19 protein-coding genes are annotated in these 20229 nt (G+C 69.4%); 12 read left to right on the forward strand and 7 right to left on the reverse strand.

The annotated features are described in order from the left end of the window. Window positions 1-7: 7 nt before the first annotated feature. The 9 genes from G6N30_RS03640 (at window position 8) to proB (ending at window position 11603) form a co-directional block, all read left to right on the forward strand. Entirely contained in the window at window positions 8-2668 is a 2661-nt protein-coding gene (locus G6N30_RS03640) for a valine--tRNA ligase (protein ID WP_134060064.1), read from the forward strand. Next, complete coding sequence (gene folC, locus G6N30_RS03645) at window positions 2668-4077, forward strand: bifunctional tetrahydrofolate synthase/dihydrofolate synthase (protein WP_134060066.1); 1410 nt, start codon at window positions 2668-2670, stop codon at window positions 4075-4077. Before G6N30_RS03640 ends, folC begins: the two co-directional genes overlap by 1 nt. Continuing rightward, on the forward strand, window positions 4074-4481 hold the full coding sequence (locus G6N30_RS03650) for a DUF4233 domain-containing protein (protein WP_134060068.1): 408 nt from the start codon (window positions 4074-4076) through the stop codon (window positions 4479-4481). Before folC ends, G6N30_RS03650 begins: the two co-directional genes overlap by 4 nt. Window positions 4482-4512: 31 nt before the next feature. Beyond that, window positions 4513-4923 carry a nucleoside-diphosphate kinase gene (gene ndk / locus G6N30_RS03655; protein WP_134060070.1) on the forward strand — a complete coding sequence of 137 codons (411 nt, stop codon included), beginning with the start codon at window positions 4513-4515 and terminating at the stop codon, window positions 4921-4923. 295 nt (window positions 4924-5218) lie between these two features. Continuing rightward, on the forward strand, window positions 5219-8188 hold the full coding sequence (locus G6N30_RS03660) for a ribonuclease E (protein WP_134060072.1): 2970 nt from the start codon (window positions 5219-5221) through the stop codon (window positions 8186-8188). A gap of 162 nt (window positions 8189-8350) precedes the next feature. Further along, window positions 8351-8662, forward strand: coding sequence for a 50S ribosomal protein L21 (rplU, locus tag G6N30_RS03665; RefSeq protein ID WP_134060074.1), 312 nt, complete (start codon window positions 8351-8353; stop codon window positions 8660-8662). Window positions 8663-8675: 13 nt separating this feature from the next. After that, entirely contained in the window at window positions 8676-8936 is a 261-nt protein-coding gene (gene rpmA / locus G6N30_RS03670) for a 50S ribosomal protein L27 (protein WP_134060076.1), read from the forward strand. A gap of 91 nt (window positions 8937-9027) precedes the next feature. Next, on the forward strand, window positions 9028-10485 hold the full coding sequence (gene obgE / locus G6N30_RS03675; protein WP_134060078.1) for a GTPase ObgE: 1458 nt from the start codon (window positions 9028-9030) through the stop codon (window positions 10483-10485). Continuing rightward, window positions 10482-11603: a glutamate 5-kinase gene (gene proB, locus G6N30_RS03680; RefSeq protein ID WP_134060080.1), complete on the forward strand. Its 1122-nt coding sequence runs from the start codon at window positions 10482-10484 to the stop codon at window positions 11601-11603. Before obgE ends, proB begins: the two co-directional genes overlap by 4 nt. Here proB and G6N30_RS03685 read toward each other — a convergent pair. The 3 genes from G6N30_RS03685 to G6N30_RS03695 are packed head-to-tail and all read right to left on the reverse strand — an operon-like array spanning window position 11547 to window position 13650. Next, entirely contained in the window at window positions 11547-12221 is a 675-nt protein-coding gene (locus tag G6N30_RS03685; protein WP_234880327.1) for a hypothetical protein, read from the reverse strand. The two genes, proB and G6N30_RS03685, sit on opposite strands and share 57 nt — an antisense overlap. 18 nt (window positions 12222-12239) lie before the next feature. Next, window positions 12240-13076, reverse strand: coding sequence for an NAD-dependent protein deacetylase (locus tag G6N30_RS03690; protein WP_134060084.1), 837 nt, complete (start codon window positions 13074-13076; stop codon window positions 12240-12242). A gap of 34 nt (window positions 13077-13110) precedes the next feature. Beyond that, entirely contained in the window at window positions 13111-13650 is a 540-nt protein-coding gene (locus G6N30_RS03695) for a cysteine hydrolase family protein (protein ID WP_134060086.1), read from the reverse strand. A gap of 43 nt (window positions 13651-13693) precedes the next feature. On the opposite strand from G6N30_RS03695, the gene G6N30_RS03700 reads away from it, so the two are divergent. After that, on the forward strand, window positions 13694-15736 hold the full coding sequence (locus G6N30_RS03700) for an NAD(+) synthase (RefSeq protein WP_134060087.1): 2043 nt from the start codon (window positions 13694-13696) through the stop codon (window positions 15734-15736). A 98-nt stretch (window positions 15737-15834) separates the two neighbouring features. Here the strand turns inward: G6N30_RS03700 and G6N30_RS03705 are convergent, their stop codons facing one another. Beyond that, the gene (locus tag G6N30_RS03705; RefSeq protein WP_134060089.1) at window positions 15835-16440 is read right to left on the reverse strand and encodes a cation efflux transmembrane domain-containing protein; all 606 of its coding nucleotides are present in this window, start codon (window positions 16438-16440) and stop codon (window positions 15835-15837) included. After that, window positions 16437-16769, reverse strand: a complete 333-nt coding sequence (locus G6N30_RS03710) for an ArsR/SmtB family transcription factor (RefSeq protein ID WP_134060091.1) — start codon at window positions 16767-16769, stop codon at window positions 16437-16439. The genes G6N30_RS03705 and G6N30_RS03710 overlap by 4 nt, the downstream gene beginning before the upstream one ends. Before the next feature lie 150 nt (window positions 16770-16919). Between G6N30_RS03710 and G6N30_RS03715 the strand changes: the two genes are divergently transcribed. Continuing rightward, on the forward strand, window positions 16920-17171 hold the full coding sequence (locus G6N30_RS03715; RefSeq protein ID WP_134060093.1) for a hypothetical protein: 252 nt from the start codon (window positions 16920-16922) through the stop codon (window positions 17169-17171). A 10-nt stretch (window positions 17172-17181) separates the two neighbouring features. On the opposite strand, the gene G6N30_RS03720 is transcribed toward G6N30_RS03715, so the two are convergent. Both G6N30_RS03720 and G6N30_RS03725 read right to left on the reverse strand, forming a co-directional pair. Then, entirely contained in the window at window positions 17182-18024 is an 843-nt protein-coding gene (locus G6N30_RS03720) for an enoyl-CoA hydratase/isomerase family protein (protein WP_134060095.1), read from the reverse strand. Between the two features lie 10 nt (window positions 18025-18034). Beyond that, complete coding sequence (locus tag G6N30_RS03725) at window positions 18035-18895, reverse strand: ribokinase (RefSeq protein WP_134060098.1); 861 nt, start codon at window positions 18893-18895, stop codon at window positions 18035-18037. 72 nt (window positions 18896-18967) lie between these two features. Between G6N30_RS03725 and G6N30_RS03730 the strand changes: the two genes are divergently transcribed. After that, window positions 18968-20215 (forward strand): glutamate-5-semialdehyde dehydrogenase, encoded by a 1248-nt coding sequence (locus tag G6N30_RS03730; protein WP_134060100.1) that lies wholly within the window; start codon window positions 18968-18970, stop codon window positions 20213-20215. Window positions 20216-20229: the final 14 nt, after the last annotated feature.

The following is a 20229-nucleotide window of genomic DNA, read 5'->3' on the forward strand; positions in this document are numbered from 1 at the left end:
TTGACCGGTGACCGCCACCCCTGACGCCGACGCCGAATCCCTGCCCAAGTCGTGGGATCCCGGGGCGGTAGAGGCGGACATCTACCAGGGTTGGGTCGACGCCGGCTATTTCACCGCCGACCCGGCCAGCGACAAGCCCGCGTACTCCATCGTGCTGCCGCCGCCGAACGTGACCGGCAGCCTGCACATGGGCCATGCGCTCGACCACACGCTGATGGACGCGCTCACCCGCCGGAAACGCATGCAGGGCTTCGAGGTGCTGTGGCTGCCCGGGATGGACCATGCCGGCATCGCCACCCAGACGCTGGTGGAAAAACAGCTCGCGGTGGACGGCAAGACCAAAGAGGACTTCGGCCGCGAGCTGTTCATCGACAAGGTGTGGGACTGGAAGCGCGAATCCGGCGGCACCATCGGCGCCCAGATGCGCCGGCTCGGCGACGGAGTCGACTGGAGCCGTGACCGGTTCACCATGGACGACGGCCTGTCGCGCGCCGTGCGCACGATCTTCAAGAAGCTCTACGACGCCGGGTTGATCTACCAGGCCGAACGGCTGGTCAACTGGTCGCCGGTGCTCGAGACGGCGATCAGCGACCTCGAAGTCAAATACGACGACGTCGAAGGCGAGCTGGTCTCGTTCCGCTACGGTTCGCTGTCCGACGACGAACCGCACATCATCGTCGCCACCACCCGCGTCGAGACCATGCTCGGCGACACCGCGATCGCCGTGCACCCCGACGACGACCGCTACCGCCACCTCGTCGGCGCCACCCTGCCGCACCCGTTCCTCGACACCGAGGTCGTGATCGTCGCCGACACCCACGTCGACCCCGAATTCGGCACGGGCGCAGTAAAAGTCACCCCGGCGCACGATCCCAATGACTTCGAGATCGGTCTGCGTCACGCGCTGCCGATGCCCTCGATCATGGACACCAAGGGCCGGATCAGCGGCACCGGCACGCAGTTCGACGGCATGGACCGTTTCGAGGCGCGGGTCAAGGTCCGTGAGGCGCTCGCCGAGCAGGGCCGCATCGTCGCCGAGAAACGCCCCTACGTGCACAGCGTGGGACACTCCGAGCGCAGCGGTGAGCCGATCGAACCCCGGCTCTCGCTGCAGTGGTGGGTCAAGGTCGAAGCGCTGGCCAAGGCTGCCGGTGACGCGGTCCGCAACGGGCACACCGTGATCCACCCGCCCAGCCTCGAACCCCGCTGGTTCGCCTGGGTGGACAACATGCACGACTGGTGCATCTCCCGGCAGCTGTGGTGGGGCCATCGGATCCCGATCTGGCACGGCCCCAACGGCGAGACCGTCTGCGTCGGCCCGGACGAGACTCCGCCGGAGGGCTGGGAGCAGGACCCCGACGTCCTCGACACGTGGTTCTCCTCTGCGCTGTGGCCGTTCTCCACCATGGGGTGGCCGGACCGCACCCCCGAGCTGGCGACGTTCTATCCGACCACCGTGCTGGTGACCGGCTACGACATCCTGTTCTTCTGGGTGGCCCGGATGATGATGTTCGGCACCTTCGTCGCCGACGACCCCGCCATCACCCTCGACGGTGAGCGCACGGCGAACGTGCCCTTCGAGAACGTATTCCTGCACGGGCTGATCCGCGACGAACACGGCCGCAAGATGAGCAAGTCCCGCGGCAACGGCATCGACCCGCTCGACTGGGTGGAGTCGTTCGGCGCCGACGCGCTGCGCTTCACCCTGGCCCGCGGGGCCAGCCCCGGCGGCGACCTGGCCATCGGCGAGGACCACGCCCGCGCGTCGCGCAACTTCGCCACGAAGCTGTTCAACGCCACCCGGTTCGCGTTGATGAACGGTGCCAGCCCGGCGCCGCTGCCGGACGTCGCGACGCTCACCGACGCCGACCGCTGGATCCTCGGCCGGCTCGAAGAAGTGCGCGCGGAGGTCGACACCGCACTCGACGCGTACGAGTTCAGCCGGGCCTGCGAAGCGCTGTACCACTTCGCGTGGGACGAATTCTGCGACTGGTACGTCGAACTCGCCAAAGTGCAGCTGGGGCAAGAGGAGCACACCGCTCACACGACAGGGGTGCTCGCCGCGGTGCTGGACACCCTGCTGAAACTGCTGCACCCGGTGATGCCCTTCGTCACCGAGGTGCTGTGGAAGACGCTGACCGGCGGGGAGTCGCTGGTGGTCGCCGACTGGCCGGAGCCGTCCGGCATATCGCTGGACACCGCTGCCGCGCAACGGATCTCCGACACGCAGAAGCTGATCACCGAGGTGCGCCGGTTCCGCAGCGACCAGGGCCTCGCCGACCGCCAGCGGGTGCCGGCCCGGCTGTCCGGCATCGGCTCCGCCGGCCTGGACGACCATGTGCCTGCCGTGCGGGCACTGGCCTGGCTGACCGATGCGGGCGAGGGCTTCACCCCGTCGGCGTCGGTGGAGGTGCGGCTGTCGGACGGGACGGTGGTCGTCGAGGTGGACACCTCCGGCACGGTCGACGTCGCCGCCGAACGCCGCCGGCTCGAGAAGGACCTGGCCGCCGCGCAGAAGGAACTGGCGGGCACCACGGCGAAACTCGGCAACGACAAATTCCTCGCCAAGGCGCCCGAAGAGGTCGTCGACAAGATCCGGTCCCGCCAGCAGGTGGCGCGCGAGGAGGTCGACCGGATCAACGCCCGCCTCGCCGGACTGCCGTCCTGATGACACGACCCGAGCCCACCCCCGACGAGATCGCGGCACTCCTGCAGGTCGAGCACCTGCTCGACACGCGGTGGCCGGAGACCAAGATCGAGCCGAGCACCGCGCGCATCAGCGCGCTGCTCGAGATGCTCGGATCCCCGCAGCGCGGCTACCCCTCGATCCACATCGCCGGCACCAACGGCAAGACCTCGGTCGCCCGGATGGTCGACGCTCTGCTGACGGCGATGAGCCGGCGGACCGGCCGCACCACGAGCCCGCACCTGCAGTCGGCGGTCGAGCGCATCGCGATCGACGGGGAGCCGATATCGCCGGCCCGCTACGTCGAGGTCTACCGCGAGATCGAACCGTTCGTCCTGATGGTCGACGAACAGTCCGAGGCCGCGGGCGGACCGCGGCTGAGCAAATTCGAGGTGCTGACCGCCATGGCCTTCGCGGCGTTCGCCGACGCCCCCGTCGACGTCGCCGTCGTCGAGGTCGGGCTGGGCGGCCGGTGGGACGCCACCAACGTGGTCAACGCGCCGGTCGCGGTGATCACCCCGATCGGCATCGACCACGCCGACTACCTCGGGGACACGCTCGGCGAGATCGCGGGGGAGAAGGCGGGCATCATCACCCGGCAACCCGACGACCTCGTGCCCACCGACACCGTCGCGGTGATCGGACGGCAGGCGCCCGAAGCGATGGAGGTGCTGCTCGCCCAGGCGGTGCGCGCGGACGCCGCGGTGGCTCGGGAGGACTCCGAATTCGCCGTGCTGTCCCGGCAGGTCGCCATCGGCGGCCAGCTGCTCGAACTGCAGGGCCTCGGCGGGGTCTATCCGGAGATCTTCCTGCCGCTGCACGGTGAACACCAGGCCCACAACGCGGTGGTCGCGCTGGCGGCGGTCGAGGCGTTCTTCGGCGCGGGCGCCGACCGGCAACTCGACCTCGACGCGGTGCGCGCCGGTTTCGCCGCGGCCGCCAGCCCGGGCCGGCTCGAGCGGATGCGCAGCGCGCCGACGGTGTTCCTCGACGCCGCGCACAACCCGGCGGGCGCCGCCGCCCTGGCCGACGCGCTGCAGTCCGAATTCGACTTCCGCTTCCTCGTGGGGGTGGTGTCGGTGATGGGGGACAAGGACGTCGACGGCATCCTCGCCGCACTGGAACCGGCGTTCGACCAGATCGTGGTCACCCACAACGGCTCGCCCCGCGCGCTGGAGGTGGAGGCGCTCGCCGTGCGGGCCGAGGAACGGTTCGGTCCCGAGCGGGTCATCCGGGCGGCCACCCTGCCCGACGCCATCGAAACCGCGACCGCGGTGGTCGAGGACTCCGGCGGCGACGGCGAGGGACTCTCCGGCGCCGGCATCGTCATCACCGGCTCGGTCGTCACCGCGGGAGCCGCCCGCACGCTGTTCGGACGGGATCCGCAATGACGGGTCAACCGGCCGAGCCTTCCACCCCGCAGGGGCCCGACCCCTGGCGCAGCTTCCGCGGCGTGATGGCGGGGACATTGATCCTGGAAGCCATCGTGGTGCTGCTGGCGCTGCCGGTGGTGTCGTTCTCCGACGGCGGCCTGACCGCGTCGAGCGGCGGCTTCCTGATCGGCTTCGCGGTCGTGCTGATCCTGCTGTGCGGCGTCCAGGGGCGGCCGTGGGCGCTGAAGGTGAACTTCGCGCTGCAGTTCGTGTTGATCGCCGGCTTCCTGCTCGACGCGGCGATCGGCTTCATCGGGGTGGTGTTCGCCGCCGTCTGGGGCCTGATCGCCTACCTTCGCGCCGAGGTCAAGCGGCGTGAGGAGCGCGGGCTGCTACCTGGTCAGCAGGGCACGGAGGAATGAGCGCGCCCCGTTCTGCAGTACTGTGTGCGCCGTGACTGAGCGGACCCTGGTGTTGATCAAGCCCGACGGCGTGCAACGGCGCCTGGTCGGGGAAATCCTCGGCCGGATCGAGCGGAGGGGTCTGACCATCGCGGCTCTCGAGCTCAAGACGGTCAGCGACGATCTGGCGCGCCGCCACTACGCCGAGCACGAGGACAAGCCGTTCTTCGGTTCGCTGCTGGAATTCATCACCTCCGGCCCCCTGGTGGCCGCGATCGTCGAGGGCCCGCGCGCCGTGGCCGCGTTCCGCCAGATCGCCGGCGGCACCGATCCCGTCGAGAAGGCCACCCCCGGCACCATCCGCGGGGACCTGGCCCTGGTGACCCAGGACAACCTGGTGCACGGCTCCGATTCGCCGGAGTCCGCGGCCCGCGAAATCGAGCTTTGGTTCCCCGGGGTCTGACGCTGTTCGCGGCGCCTGGTCGGTAGGCGCCGCGTCGTGTGGGATACTGGTCGCGGGTAGCCGGACTTCAACCAGAGTTCGTCGCCCGAATGAAGACTTCGACGTGCGCGACCACCGTGAACGCGGTGCGGCGCCGACCGTCCAGCCGTCATTCAGCCAGGCACTGAGTGGGTTCTTACCTGGGGCCGCTCGGAGCGAGACCACAACAAGCCCGGGGAACGCCTTACCGGGTACAACAGCGGAAGCCCTCGCGTGGCCGCGTCGTATGACGCGCCCGGGGGCTTGAGGAGAATACGTGGCCGACAGTGAAAATACTCAAGCCCAAGACTCACCGGACTCTTCAGACGAGGCCTCACCTCGGGAAAGACTTCCCGAACGCCTGAGGGTGCATTCGCTGGCCCGGGTGCTGGGCACCACCAGCAGGCGGGTCCTCGACGCGTTGGCCGAACTCGACGGGCGCGCGCGCAGTGCGCATTCGACCGTCGACAAGAGCCAGGCCGAGCGCGTGCGCGAGGTGCTCGCCGGTGACGGTGCGGCCGAAGCGCCCACTGAAGCGCTCACCGAGGCCCAGGCCGCCGAGGCCCCGGCTGTCGAAGCCGTCGCCGACGCCCCCGAGCCCGAGGTCCGGGAGATCTCCGAGGTGACCGTCGAGACCGTCGACGTCTCGGTCGAGATCGACGCGACCGACGGGTCCGCGCCGCAGTCCGGCGCGGCCGCCACCGAAGCATCCGACGAAGAGCCCGAATCGCGGCTGATCCTCGAGACGGCCACCGTCGAGCGTGCGGACTACCTGCCGCTGTTCGTCGCACCGCAGCCGGTTCGCTTCGAACCCGCCGACGAGGACGACGACGAGGACGAGGACGACGACACCGGCGCAGCGGCCGACTCGGACTCCGAAGACGACGATGACGACCAGTCCGAGCGGCCCGCCGCTCGCCGCCGTCGGCGCGGACGCCGTGGCCGTGGCCGCGGCCGCGGCGAGCAGAGCGACGACAACGGTGACGGCGACGGCGCCGAGGGGGCCGACGCCGGCACCGACGGCCAGGCACCCGCCGATCAGGACACCGGCGACGACGCCGAAGACGACGGCGCCGACGACGACACCGCGGGTGGCGACGGCAGTTCACGCAGGCGCCGCCGCAGGCGCAGGCGCAAGTCCGGATCCTCCGAGGACTCGGACAACGGCTCACCCGACGACCCGCCCAACACCGTCGTGCACGAACGCCCGCCGCGTGAGCGTGGCGCCAAGTCGGGCGACAGCGACGACAACGAGATCCAGGGCATCAGCGGTTCGACGCGACTGGAGGCCAAACGGCAGCGCCGCCGCGACGGCCGGGACGCCGGCAGGCGCCGCCCGCCGATCCTGTCCGAGGCCGAGTTCCTCGCCCGCCGCGAAGCCGTCGAACGCGTCATGGTGGTGCGCGACAAGGTCCGCACCGAACCGCCGCACGAAGGTGCGCGGTACACGCAGATCGCCGTGCTCGAGGACGGCGTCGTCGTCGAGCACTTCGTGACCTCGCCGGCATCGGCCTCGCTGGTCGGCAACATCTACCTCGGCATCGTGCAGAACGTGCTGCCGTCGATGGAGGCCGCGTTCGTCGACATCGGCCGCGGCCGCAACGGTGTGCTCTACGCCGGTGAGGTGAACTGGGAGGCCGCCGGCCTCGGTGGCCAGAACCGCAAGATCGAGCAGGCCCTCAAGCCCGGTGACTACGTCGTCGTGCAGGTCAGTAAGGATCCGGTCGGACACAAGGGCGCGCGCCTGACGACGCAGGTGTCGCTGGCCGGCCGCTACCTCGTCTACGTGCCGGGCGCCTCGTCGACCGGGATCAGCCGCAAGCTGCCCGACACCGAGCGTCAGCGGCTCAAGGAGATCCTGCGCGAGGTGGTGCCCGCGGACGCCGGCGTCATCATCCGCACCGCGTCGGAGGGTGTGAAGGAAGACGACATCCGCTCGGACGTCAACCGCCTGCAGGAGCGGTGGACGCAGATCGAGGCCAAGGCCGCCGAGATCACCGCGAAGAAGGCCGGTGCGGCCGTCGCGCTCTACGAAGAGCCCGACGTGCTGGTCAAGGTGATCCGCGACCTGTTCAACGAGGACTTCTCCGGGCTGATCGTCTCCGGCGACGAGGCGTGGAACACCATCAACTCCTATGTCGAGTCCGTCGCGCCCGACCTCATGCCGCGGCTGGCCAAGTACGAGCCGGCCGGGGGCGACGGGCCCGACGTGTTCGCGGTGCACCGCATCGACGAGCAGCTCGCCAAGGCGATGGACCGCAAGGTGTGGCTGCCCTCGGGCGGCACGCTGGTCATCGACCGCACCGAGGCGATGACGGTCGTCGACGTCAACACCGGCAAGTTCACCGGTTCGGGCGGCAACCTCGAGCAGACCGTCACCCGCAACAACCTCGAGGCCGCCGAGGAGATCGTGCGCCAGCTGCGGTTGCGCGACATCGGCGGCATCATCGTCATCGACTTCATCGACATGGTGCTCGAGTCGAACCGCGATCTGGTGCTGCGCAGGCTGACCGAGGCGCTGGCCCGAGACCGCACCCGCCACCAGGTGTCGGAGGTGACGTCGCTGGGCCTGGTCCAGCTGACGCGTAAACGCCTCGGCACCGGGCTGATCGAGGCGTTCTCCACCCCGTGTCCGCACTGTGCGGGTCGCGGCATCGTGCTGCACGGCGATCCGATCGACAACGCCTCGGGCAACGGGCGCAAGGCCGAGCCCGGGACCGGCAGGCGCAGCAAGCGCGGCAAGAAGGGCGCCAAGCCCGAAGAGGTGCCCGTGGCGAAGGTGCCACCGCATCCGGCCGGGGAGCATCCGATGTTCAAGGCGATGGCCGCCGCGAACGGTGGCCACGACGAGGACGACGACACAGACGACGAGTCGACCGACGACATCCAACGGGGCGAGGACGCGACCGCGGAGAAGGTCCACGACGCCGTCGGCGAAGAACTCGAGGACGAGGATTTCGAGGAGTCGGACGCCGACGACGACTCGGACGACGACTCGGACGAGGACGACTCCGACGAGGACGAGATCGATCTCGACAACGATGACGACGAAGAGGACGACGACATCGAAGTCCTCGACGACGACTCCGACGACTCCGACGACTCGGACGACTCCGAATCCAACTCTGACGAGGATGAAGACGAGGACGAGGAAGAACCCGACGAACCCGAGGTGATCGCGGCGCCCGTGCGGCGTCCGCGGCGGCGTGCCGCGGCGCGTCCGGCGGGTCCGCCCAGCGGCGAGTAGGCGGTTTGACCCTCTACCTGCTGGTCACGTACCCTTGACCAGTTGCCGCCAGGCTGACTGCCGGCGGCGGTGGGATCGAATCGACACCCGCACCCAGACCCGCGCACGCAACCTCCGGGTAAGGCAGTGCGCGCAACGGCTACGGAAGAGGACTAGGACACGATGGCGAGCTACGCAATCGTCAAGACCGGCGGCAAGCAGTACAAGGTCGCCGTGGGCGATATCGTCAAGGTCGAGAAGTTGGAGGCCGACGCGGGCGCATCCGTCTCGCTGCCCGTTGCGCTCGTGGTCGACGGTGCCAACGTCACCACCAAGGCCGAGGATCTGGCCAAGGTCGCGGTCACCGGTGAGGTGCTCGAGCACACCAAGGGCCCCAAGATCCGTATCCACAAGTTCAAGAACAAGACCGGCTACCACAAGCGTCAGGGTCACCGTCAGCAGTTGACGGTCCTGAAGGTCACCGGAATCAAGTAGCGGAGGCGAAGACATGGCACACAAGAAGGGCGCGTCCAGCTCGCGCAACGGTCGTGACTCCAATGCCCAGCGCCTCGGCGTCAAGCGCTTCGGCGGCCAGGTCGTCAAGGCCGGCGAGATCATCGTCCGCCAGCGCGGCACCCACTTCCACCCGGGCGTGAACGTCGGCCGCGGCGGCGACGACACCCTGTTCGCCACCGCTCCCGGCTCGGTCGAGTTCGGCAGCCGGCGCGGTCGCAAGACCGTCAACATCGTTCCGGTCGCTCGGGACTGACACCACCCGGGACTTACGCCAATGTGAAGCTGCTGCGAATTTCCCCAGGGATTCTCGCAGCAGCTTCACGTTCGTTTGAGAGGTAAGTCCAATGCCCCGGTTCGTCGACCGCGTCGTCATTCACGCGAAGGCGGGCAACGGTGGCAACGGCTGTGCCTCCGTGCACCGCGAGAAGTTCAAACCGCTGGGCGGTCCGGACGGCGGTAACGGCGGTCGCGGCGGCAGCATCGTGCTGGTCGTCGATCCGCAGGTGCACACGCTGCTCGACTTCCACTTCCATCCGCACGTGGTGGCCCCGTCCGGTAAGCAGGGCGCGGGCAGCAACCGCGACGGCGCGGCAGGCTCCGATCTCGAGGTCAGGGTTCCCGACGGCACCGTCGTCCTCGACGAGGAAGGCCGCGTCCTGGCCGACCTCGTCGGTGCGGGCACCCGGTTCGAAGCCGCGGCGGGCGGCCGCGGCGGCCTCGGCAATGCGGCGCTGGCGTCCCGATCCCGCAAGGCGCCCGGGTTCGCACTGCTCGGGGAGAAGGGGCAGGAGCGCGAGCTCACCCTCGAGCTCAAGACGGTCGCCGACGTCGGTCTGATCGGTTTCCCGTCGGCGGGCAAATCCTCACTCGTCTCGACCATCTCGGCGGCCAAACCGAAGATCGCCGACTACCCGTTCACCACGCTGGTGCCCAACCTCGGTGTCGTGTCGGCGGGGGACAACACGTTCACCGTGGCCGACGTGCCCGGTCTGATCCCGGGCGCCTCCGAGGGACGCGGGCTCGGCCTGGAATTCCTCCGCCACATCGAACGCTGCGCGGTGCTGGTGCACGTCGTCGACTGCGCGACCATGGAACCGGGCCGCGACCCCGTCTCCGACATAGAGGCGCTCGAAGCCGAACTCGCCGCCTACCGTCCCACGCTGCAGGGCGATACGACGCTGGGCGACCTGGCTGAACGGCCACGCGCGGTGGTGCTCAACAAGATCGACGTGCCCGACGCCAGGGAACTGGCCGAATTCGTCCGCGAAGACGTCTCCGAGCGGTTCGGCTGGCCGGTGTTCGAGGTCTCGACCGCAACCCGAGAAGGACTGCGGCCCTTCACGTTCGCGCTGTGGGAGATGGTCAGCGCCTACCGCGAGGCGCAACCGCCGATCGTGCCGCGCCGCCCCGTCATCCGGCCCATACCCGTCGACGAGACCGGGTTCTCGGTCGACCCGGACGGGCAGGGCGGCTTCGTGGTGCGCGGTACGCGTCCCGAGCGGTGGATCAGCCAAACGGATTTCGACAACGACGAGGCCGTCGGCTACCTGGGCGACCGGTTGGCGCGTCTGGGCGTCGAGGACGAGCTGCTGCGGCTCGGTGCGCGGCCCGGGTGTGCGGTCACGATCGGGGACATGACGTTCGACTGGGAACCGCAGACACCGGCGGGCGTGGACATGCAGATGTCCGGACGCGGCACCGACACCCGGCTCGAGCAGACCGACCGCGTCTCGGCCGCCGACCGCAAGATCGCCCGGCGGGAGCGCCGCCAGTCCGGCGACGAGCCCGGCGGTGAGGAATGACGGCCGCCACCAACAGCGCGTCGGCGCACCGCGAAGCCATCCGCACCGCGCGCAGCGTCGTCGTCAAGATCGGCACCACCGCGCTGACCACGCCGAGCGGTGTGTTCGACGCCACCCGCCTCGCCACCCTGGTCGAGGCGATCGAGAAGCGGATGAAGGCCGGCTCCGACGTGGTGATCGTGTCGTCGGGGGCGATCGCGGCCGGTATCGAACCGTTGCGGCTGTCCAAGCGGCCGACCGACCTGGCCACCAAACAGGCGGCCGCGAGTGTTGGGCAGGTCGCGCTCATCAACTCGTGGAGCACCGCGTTCGCGCGGTACGAGCGCACCGTCGGCCAGGTCCTGCTCACCGCCCACGACATCTCGATGCGCGCGCAGCACACCAACGCCCAACGCACCCTGGACCGGCTGCGGGCCCTGCACGCCGTGGCGATCGTCAACGAGAACGACACCGTGGCCACCAACGAGATCCGGTTCGGTGACAACGACCGGCTTTCGGCGCTGGTGGCCCACCTGATCGGCGCGGACGCGCTGGTCCTGCTGTCCGACATCGACGGCCTCTACGATTCCGATCCGCGAAAGTCGAACGCGCGCTTCATCTCCGAGGTGGCCCGTCCCGACGACCTGGACGGGGTGATCGCCGGGCGCGGCAGCAGCCTCGGCACTGGTGGGATGGCGTCGAAGCTGTCGTCGGCGCTGCTGGCCGCCGATGCCGGTGTCCCGGTGCTGCTCGCCGCCGCCGCCGACGCCGCCACCGCACTGTCCGACGCGTCGGTGGGCACCGTGTTCGCCCCTCGCGCCGAACGGATGTCGGCGCGCCGGTTCTGGGTGCGGTACGCCGCCGAGTCGGCGGGATCACTCACCCTCGATCAGGGGGCGGTCAATGCCGTTGTGCGGCAACGGCGATCGCTGCTGCCCGCGGGAATCACGGCGGTCTCGGGGCGGTTCTACGGCGGCGACGTCGTCGAGTTGCGCGCACCCGACGAGACCGTGGTCGCCCGCGGGGTGGTGGCTTACGAGGCAACCGAACTCGCCACCATGCTGGGCCGGTCGACTTCGGACCTACCGGCCGAGATGCGCAGGCCCGCCGTGCACGCCGACGACCTCGTCGCGGTCTGAGCCCGAGTCGCGCAACACCTTCAGCAGCCCCTTGAGGCGGCGGGCCCGCTGACGCGCGGCGTCGAGGACGTCGTCGTCGGCCGGGCGGACCTCGACTCCGTGCGCCTCGGCCGTCGCGATGAGGGCTTTGCGCACCGCCGGGTCGGCGAGCAGCGCGGTGGCCAGCATCCCGGGGGTGAGCGTCTTCTCGCGCAGCAGGCCGCGATAGTGCACCTCCGCGGGGATCGCCACGTCGAACGCGCCGCGGAACACCCCGTCGACCGTCGCGACGATCAGCGTGAGCACCGCCTGTGACGCGGCGCCGAGCGCGAGACCGCGAAACGGAAACCACGGCACCGGCAGTTTGTCGATCTGCTTGTCGAGCGCGCCGGAGAGCAGATAGCCGGCGAATTTGTGTGTCTCGATCTCCTTGACGTCGGCCCATCGCGCGGAGTCGCCGTCGAACTCCAGCTCGTCGTCGCTGATGGCCAGCCCGCCGAAGTGGTTCAGCAGCCGCACCGTGGCGCGTACCGGGTCGGGGCCGGGTATCAACCGGGCGAGGGTGTCCCCGATTCCGAGCGCCCAGCGTCCGTCGATCGCGCCAGGGGTGGGCCGGAGAGGTCCGAGTAGCGACAGCATCCCGCCATCTAAGGCCATTCAGGCCGACGAGGCGAGCGCGGGCAGCTCATCGGCCAGCAGCGCCAGCATCGGGGAGCAGCCGTTGTCGAGTTTGACGGTGGCGAGGTCGTCACCGCGGGTGCGGCCGCGGTTGATGATCGCGACCGGCATTCGGCGCGCCGCGGCGTGCCGCACGAAGCGGTAGCCGGAGAACACCGTCAGCGACGATCCCGCCACCAACAGCACGTCGGCGTCGTCGACCATCGCGTAGGCCCGCTCGACCCGCTCCTTGGGGACGCTCTCCCCGAAGTAGACGATGTCGGGTTTGAGCATGCCGCCGCAGACCGGGCAGTCGACGATGCGGAAGGTCTGCGTGTGGTCGATCACTGCGTCGGCGTCCGGGGCGACGGCGATGCTGCCGACGGCCCGGGCGCGCTCGAGGAAGCCGGGGTTGGCGGCCTCGAGCAGTTCGCCGAGCGCGGCGCGCGACATGGTGTGGCCGCAGTCGAGGCAGATCACCTGGGCGTAGGTGCCGTGCAGGTCGATGACGTTGCGGCTGCCGGCCTTGGTGTGCAGCAGGTCGACGTTCTGGGTGATCACGCCGCTGACCACGCCGGACCGCTCCATCGCCGCGAGCGCGCGATGCCCGGCGTTGGGCAGCGTGGCCGCCATGTGCCGCCAGCCGACGTGGTTGCGCGCCCAGTAGCGCTGACGGAACACCGGGTCAGAAGTGAACTGCCTGATGGTCATCGGGTTGCTCGGCGGGGAGTCGGGTCCCCGGTAGTCGGGGATACCGGAGTCCGTCGACATCCCTGCGCCGGTCAAGACCGCGACGCGGCGGCCCGCCAACAGCGTGACCAGTTCCGGTGATTCCACCCTGTCCAGACTACGACGGCGTTTCGGCGGGTCGTCAGTGCAGACAGTCGGCGGCGGCGATCAGTTCGGCGCTCATGTTCTGCTCCATCATCCGCATCGCCGCCTCGCCCAGTTCGGCATCGATGTGCGCGACCCCGTCGCGGGGGATGACCACCGGGAAGTGCCGGACGTAGGCGTCGAGTGCGGTGTAGAGGATGCACTGTTCGGTCACCTGCCCGGTCAGCACGACCCGCTCCGGTTGGAGCTGGGTGAGCAGGTAGGCCAGCGACGTGGCGTAGAACGCGCTGTGGCGCACCTTCGTCATCACCCGGCAGCCCTGTTGCGGGACGATCGGTTTGACGAGGTCGGGGCGTTCACCGTCGAGCGCAGAACGCACGATGTCGCTGAACTCCGCGCTGAAGTCGCCGTAGTTGTCGTTGACGTAGATCAGATCGACGTCGTCGCGGGCGCGGGCATCGCTGACAAGTCGGGCCAGAGGATCGATGATCCCTTCGACGTTCGGGATCAGCTTGTCCGCGTCCTCGTGGTCGTAGGTATTCATCATGTCGATGATCAGCACCGCGGTCTTGGTCATGTCGCTTGCATACCCCGCGGCGATTGCGGGCAACAATGTGGGCATGGATTTTTACTCGGCGTACCGGCACGGGTACGCGCGCATCGCCGCATGCACGCATCATACGTTCATCGCCGACCCGAAGGGCAACGCCGAGTCCGTCCTACGGATGGCACGGGACTGCCATGACGACAACGTCGCGCTCGCGGTCTTCCCCGAGTTGACGCTGACCGGGTATTCGGTCGAGGACATCGTGATGCAGGACGCGCTGCTCGAAGCCGTCGAGGCCGCGCTGCAGGAGATCGTGGCCGCATCCGAGGAGCTGCTGCCGGTGCTGGTGGTGGGTGCGCCGCTGCGCTACCGCCACCGGGTCTACAACACCGCGGTGGTGATCCACCGGGGGGAGATCCTGGGCGTGGTGCCGAAGTCCTACATCCCCAATTACCGCGAGTTCTACGAGAAGCGTCAGATCGCCTCCGGCGTCGACGAGCGGGGCGAGATCCGGCTCGGCGGCCGGGACGTCCCCTTCGGTCCCGATCTGCTTTTCGAAGCCACGGATCTGCCCGGCTTCGTGCTGCACATCGAGATCTGCGAGGACATGTGGGTGCCGGTGCCGCCCAGCGCCGAGGCCGCGCTGGCCGGTGCGACGGTGCTGGCCAACCTGTCCGGCAGCCCGATCACGATCGGTCGGGCCGAGGACCGGTGCCTGCTGGCGCGCTCGACGTCGTCGCGGTGTCTGGCCGCCTACGTGTACGCGGCGGCGGGACAAGGGGAGTCGACGACCGACCTGTCCTGGGACGGCCAGACGATGATCTGGGAGAACGGGGTGTGTCTGGCGCAGTCGGAGCGGTTCCCGAAGGGGGAGCGCCGCTCGGTCGCCGACGTCGACCTCCAACTGCTGCGCAACGAGCGGCTCCGGATGGGCACCTTCGACGACAACCGGCGCCACCAGCTGATCGACGAGGATTCCTTCCGGCACATCGAATTCACGCTCGACCCGCCGACCGGGGACATCGGGTTGTACCGGGAGGTGGAGCGGTTCCCTTTCGTGCCCGCGGATCCCGCACGGCTGGAACAGGACTGCTACGAGGCCTACAACATTCAGGTGGCCGGCCTCGAGCAGCGGCTGCGCGCTCTGGACTATCCGAAGATCGTGCTCGGCCTGTCGGGCGGTCTGGACTCCACCCACGCGCTGATCGTGGCGGCGCGGGCGATGGACCGCGAGGAGCGGCCACGCAGCGACATCCTCGCGTTCACGCTGCCGGGCTTCGCCACCGGTGAGCGCACGAAGAACAACGCGACCCGGTTGGCCGAGGCGCTCGGGGTGACGTTCGAGACGATCGACATCAAGTCGACCGCCGAGCTGATGCTCAAGGAGATGGATCACCCGTTCTCCCGCGGCGAGAAGGTCTACGACGTCACGTTCGAGAACGTCCAGGCCGGTCTGCGCACGGATTACCTGTTCCGCCTTGCCAATCAGCGCGGCGGAATCGTGCTGGGCACCGGAGACCTGTCCGAGCTGGCGCTGGGCTGGTCCACCTACGGGGTGGGCGATCAGATGTCGCACTACAACGTCAACGGCGGTGTGCCGAAGACGTTGATCCAGCACCTCATCCGCTGGGTCATCTCGTCGAAGCAGTTCGACGAGACGGTCAACGAGGTGCTGCAGTCGGTGCTCGACACCGAGATCAGCCCGGAGCTGGTGCCCGCCGGCGAGGACGAGGAGATCCAGAGCAGCGAGGGCAAGGTGGGACCCTATGTCCTACAGGATTTCTCACTGTTCCAGGTGCTGCGCTACGGGTTCCGGCCGTCGAAGGTGGCGTTCCTGGCGTGGCACGCGTGGAGCGACGCCGACCACGGCGACTGGCCGGCCGGATACCCGGAGAACAAACGACCCACCTACTCACTCGGCGAGATCCGGCACTGGTTGCAGGTGTTCGCCCAGCGGTTCTACTCGTTCAGCCAGTTCAAGCGGTCGGCTCTGCCCAACGGCCCCAAGGTTTCTGCGGGCGGCTCACTGTCGCCGCGCGGTGACTGGCGCGCGCCGTCGGACATGTCCGCGCGGGTGTGGCTCGACGAAATCGAGAACTCGATACCCCTGAGCTGATCGCCGAGACTGCGGCGAGGGCGAGATTCCCCGGCGTGTCACCGCCCTCACCGCAGTGTCGACGACGCGTCCGCTCAGCGATCTCCATGGTGTCGTCATCAGCAGCACGGGTCTCCGCGCCAGGCGTTCATCCCCTCGCGCACCGCGATCGCCGCGATGCCCAGGGCGGCCACCGGATCCGCCCACTCCCAGCCGAGCGTGCTGTTGAGCACCAGCCCGGCCAGCAGTACCGCGGACAGGTATGTGCACAACAGCGTCTGTTTGGAATCGGCCACTGCGGAGCGCGATCCGAGCTCACGGCCGGCGCGACGCTGCGTCAGCGACAGCACCGGCATGATCACCAGGCTCGCGACGGCCAGGATGATCCCGATCAGCGACGGCTGCGGCTCGCGCATGCCGAGCAGCGACAGCGCGGCGTCGACGGTGACGTAGGCGGCGAGCGCGAAGAACGAGAACGCGATGAAGCGCAGCGCGGCCTTCTCGCGGGTCTCCGGATCGCGAGCGGCGAACTGCCACGCGACCGCGGCCGCCGACGACACCTCGATCACCGAGTCGAGGCCGAACCCGATCAGCGCCGACGACGACACCCGCACGCCTTCTGTCAGTGCGACCAGCGCCTCGACGACGTTGTAGGTGATCGTGGCGGCGACCAGTAGACGCACGCGGCGGCTGAGCACGGCGCGACGTGCCGCCGAGGTGGTCATCGGCAGCATGCCTCGCCGTCGGCGGCGGGGCAGCACGCAGGGTCGACGGTCAGCACGAGCCCGATCAGGTCGTCGAGTGCATGCGCGATCCGCGGGTCGGCCAGTTCGTAGCGGCTGCGACGGCCCTCCGGGGTGGCGCTGACCAGACCGCAGCCGCGGAGGCAGGCGAGGTGGTTGGAGAGGATCTGGCGGGAGACGCCGATGCGGTCGGCCAGTTCGGACGGGTAGCTGGGCCCCGCCCGGAGGGACAGCAGGATCTCGACGCGGGTGGCATCCGACAGCGCGGCGCCGAAGCGGGACAGCGCATCGCTGTGGGTGAGTGTCTGCATGATCGGATAGTACATCTGTGGCTGAATTCAGCAAGCGGTGAACTCAAACTGCCTGCTGGCGGTAAGCCGGGGATGGAGGTCACCCTCGATGACACCGCGACCTGTACCGAGGACTCTGAACACCGGGGATACGAAGGACAGGAGTCAGCCATGCGCACCAGCAAACTGATCAGGACGTCGGTGGTGTCGGTCGGCGTTGCGATGTCGATCGCCGCGGCGCCGATCGCCCACGCCGCACCCAGTGGACCGACGTGCTCGGCGACCGAACTCTCCACACTGTGTCAGTCACCGGGCAACGCCCAGATCGTCTCGACGCCACCACCGGTGGACTACCAGGCGCAGCTGCCGTACTACGGCGGGTTCGGGTTCTATCCGTTCGGATTCGGCGGAATCGGCCGGTGAGGCCGGCTCGCTAGAGTCGCCCGTCGACCCGCAGTTCGGGGTGCACCCAGTCCGGCGAGCGCCGCTCCTTGAACGAGCGGAAACCCTCCATCGCCTCGGGTGAGGAGTAGCTGGCCTGCATGCCGATCCGGTCGAACAGTCCGAGGTAGTTGTCGATGCTCGACTTGACCACGGCGCGCGCGTGCGGCGCGGTCCGGCAGCACTGGGCCAGCACCTCTTTCGCGGCGCCGAGTAACTCGTCATGGGGGACGAGCCGGGCCACCATGCCCCAGTCGTAGGCCTCCTGTGCGCTCAGCGTGCGGCCGGTCAGCATGAGGTCACGCGTGCGGACCGGGCCGATGAGCCGGGTCAGCATCTGGCTGTAATAGGTGTCGGCGATGCCGCGGAACAGTTCGGGCACCCGGAAGGTGGCGCGGTCGCTGACCACGGCCATATCGCTGCACAGGGCGATCTGCAGGCCACCGCCCTGGCACAGCCCGTTGACCGCGGACACCACGGGTTTGACCGACTGGCGCAGCGTCTCGAACGGCGTCACGTCCATGCCGAGCGCGGACCCGAACGTCAGCCAGTTGTCCGTGCCGTCGCCGCCGCCCAGATCACCGCCGGGCGCGAACACGTCTCCGGCGCCGGTGATCAGCAGGCCCGCGAGGTCGGGATCGGCGTCGACGTGGCGGACCGCGTAGCGGATGCCGAAATACATCGCGGGAGTCATCGCGTTACGCGCCGCGGGCCGGTCGAGGGTGCACACACCGAACGCGCCCTCCCGGGTGAACCGCAGATACGGCGTGCCCAGCCAGTCGCCGTCCGGCGGGCGTGGCGTCGCGTGCTCCGACCCCTTCTCAGACGTCGTCATTGCTCTCCTGTCATTGCAGTGCATCGTCGATCGCTTCAGCGGTGGGTGCGCAGTCACCCGCTCCGGGCACCAGCGTGGCCAGTGCGCCCGCCGTGCACGCGCGGCGCAGGGCGTCCTCGTGCTGCCCGGCGCGCCAGTGCGCGGCGAGCACCCCGGCGAACACGTCGCCGGCACCGGTGGTGTCGACGGCCTCGACCGCCGGGGCCGGGACGTCGAACCGCTCACCGTCCCCGAGGTAGCTCGCGCCGCGCGCACCGCGGGTGATCACGAGATGCGGGACGGGCCAATGCCATTCGCCGGCCTCGTCCTGATTGACCACGACCACGTCGGTGGCCTCGGCGAGTCGCAGCAGCTCGTGCGGCGCGGCGCCGGCGGGGGAGGCGTTCACCATGACGACCGCGCCCGCAGCACGCGCCACCCGCGCCGCGTCGTTCGCCGTGGCGAGGGGAATCTCGAGTTGCAGCAGCATTACGTCTGCTTCGGAGATCACCGCCCGCACCGCGGCGGAATTCACGCTGAGATGGGCGTTGGCGCCCGGCGCGACGACGATCGCGTTCTCGGCGGCGGGGTCCACCATCACGACGGCCGATCCGCTGGGGCCGGGCACCGTGACGACACCGTCGAGGCTGACGCCGTTCTCGCTGAGGTGACGGCGCAACTGGCCGGCCGCCGGGTCGTCTCCCAGTGCGGCCACCAGGTGGACGTCGGCCCCTGCCCGCGCGGCGGCGACAGCCTGGTTCCCGCCCTTGCCGCCGGGCGAGGACGACATCGACGAGGCGAGGATGGTCTGGCCCGGCCGCGGCAGCGCCGGCACGGAGAAACGCAGATCGGCGTTGACACTGCCCACCACGCAGACTCGCGCCGCCGCCATGGGCGTAACGCTAGACCAGCGGGCGGCCTGACAGGCGTCGAGTCGGCGTGTCGGTTTCGATACGCTGGACTGATGAGTGTGCACGCCCCCGCAGCCCCCGACCTGCGCACCGAGGTCCACGACGCCGCCCGACGGGCCCGGGTGGCCTCGCGCGCGCTGGCGACGCTGTCCACCGAGACGAAGAACCGTGCCCTGCGCGCGGCCGCCGACCGGGTGCTCATGGACGCTCACCTCATCATCGCGGCGAACCAACGCGACCTCGAGAAGGCCAAGGCGGCGGGCACTGCGGACGCGATGCTCGACCGGCTGGCGCTCGACCCCCAGCGGATCGACGGCGTCGCGGCAGGGCTACGTCAGGTCGCGAGCCTGCCTGATCCGGTGGGTGAGGTGCTGCGCGGCAACACGCTGGTCAACGGGCTGCAGCTGCGTCAGCAGCGGGTCCCGCTCGGCGTGGTCGGCATCGTCTACGAGGGCAGGCCCAACGTCACGGTCGACGCGTTCGGGCTGACGCTGAAGTCCGGCAACGCGGTGCTGCTGCGGGGCAGTTCGTCGGCGGCGCACTCCAACGCCGCACTCGTCGACTCGCTGCGCGCCGCGCTGATCGCCGAAGGCCTCGAGGCCGACGCGGTGCAGCTGCTGCCCAGCCACGACCGGGCCAGCGTCACCCACCTCATCCAGGCCCGCGGCCTGGTCGACGTGGTGATCCCGCGCGGCGGCGCCGGCCTGATCGACGCCGTCGTGCGCGACGCCCAGGTGCCCACGATCGAGACCGGCGTCGGCAACTGCCACGTCTACGTGCACTCCGCCGCTGACCTCGACATGGCGGAGAAGATCCTGCTCAACGCCAAGACCCGGCGGCCCAGCGTCTGCAACGCCGCCGAATCTGTGCTGATCGACGCCGCCATCGCCGAGCACGCCGTACCGCGGCTCACCACGGCGCTGCAGGACGCGGGGGTCACCGTGCATGCCGATCCGACCGACGAGGAACTGCGCGCCGAGTTCCTCTCCATGGACATCGCGCTGGCGGTCGTCGACGGCGTCGACGCCGCGATCGCCCACGTCAACGAATACGGCTCCGGCCACACCGAAGCCATCGTCACCACGGATCTCGCTGCCGCACAACGCTTCACAGAGCGCGTCGATGCGGCTGCGGTGATGGTCAACGCGTCGACCGCGTTCACCGACGGTGAGCAGTTCGGTTTCGGCGCCGAGATCGGGATCTCCACCCAGAAGCTGCACGCCCGCGGTCCGATGGGTCTGCCAGAATTGACGTCAACCAAGTGGATTGTGTGGGGAGACGGCCACACCCGCCCTGCCTAGATCGGAGCCATATT

This window comes from Mycolicibacterium litorale, from assembly GCF_010731695.1.
Taxonomy (GTDB): domain Bacteria; phylum Actinomycetota; class Actinomycetes; order Mycobacteriales; family Mycobacteriaceae; genus Mycobacterium; species Mycobacterium litorale.

Bases quoted from the DNA above. Each gene is read 5' to 3' on its own strand.
- G6N30_RS03710 (WP_134060091.1), bottom strand. From the start codon at position 16,769: ATGCAGACACTCACCCACAGCGATGCGCTGTCCCGCTTCGGCGCCGCG.
- G6N30_RS03705 (WP_134060089.1), bottom strand. From the start codon at position 16,440: ATGACCACCTCGGCGGCACGTCGCGCCGTGCTCAGCCGCCGCGTGCGT.
- G6N30_RS03730 (WP_134060100.1), top strand. From the start codon at position 18,968: ATGAGTGTGCACGCCCCCGCAGCCCCCGACCTGCGCACCGAGGTCCAC.
- G6N30_RS03715 (WP_134060093.1), top strand. From the start codon at position 16,920: ATGCGCACCAGCAAACTGATCAGGACGTCGGTGGTGTCGGTCGGCGTT.
- G6N30_RS03720 (WP_134060095.1), bottom strand. From the start codon at position 18,024: ATGACGACGTCTGAGAAGGGGTCGGAGCACGCGACGCCACGCCCGCCG.
- G6N30_RS03725 (WP_134060098.1), bottom strand. From the start codon at position 18,895: ATGGCGGCGGCGCGAGTCTGCGTGGTGGGCAGTGTCAACGCCGATCTG.
- G6N30_RS03685 (WP_234880327.1), bottom strand. From the start codon at position 12,221: ATGCTGTCGCTACTCGGACCTCTCCGGCCCACCCCTGGCGCGATCGAC.
- proB (WP_134060080.1), top strand. From the start codon at position 10,482: ATGACGGCCGCCACCAACAGCGCGTCGGCGCACCGCGAAGCCATCCGC.
- G6N30_RS03650 (WP_134060068.1), top strand. From the start codon at position 4,074: ATGACGGGTCAACCGGCCGAGCCTTCCACCCCGCAGGGGCCCGACCCC.
- folC (WP_134060066.1), top strand. From the start codon at position 2,668: ATGACACGACCCGAGCCCACCCCCGACGAGATCGCGGCACTCCTGCAG.
- G6N30_RS03695 (WP_134060086.1), bottom strand. From the start codon at position 13,650: ATGACCAAGACCGCGGTGCTGATCATCGACATGATGAATACCTACGAC.
- obgE (WP_134060078.1), top strand. From the start codon at position 9,028: ATGCCCCGGTTCGTCGACCGCGTCGTCATTCACGCGAAGGCGGGCAAC.
- rplU (WP_134060074.1), top strand. From the start codon at position 8,351: ATGGCGAGCTACGCAATCGTCAAGACCGGCGGCAAGCAGTACAAGGTC.
- rpmA (WP_134060076.1), top strand. From the start codon at position 8,676: ATGGCACACAAGAAGGGCGCGTCCAGCTCGCGCAACGGTCGTGACTCC.
- G6N30_RS03700 (WP_134060087.1), top strand. From the start codon at position 13,694: ATGGATTTTTACTCGGCGTACCGGCACGGGTACGCGCGCATCGCCGCA.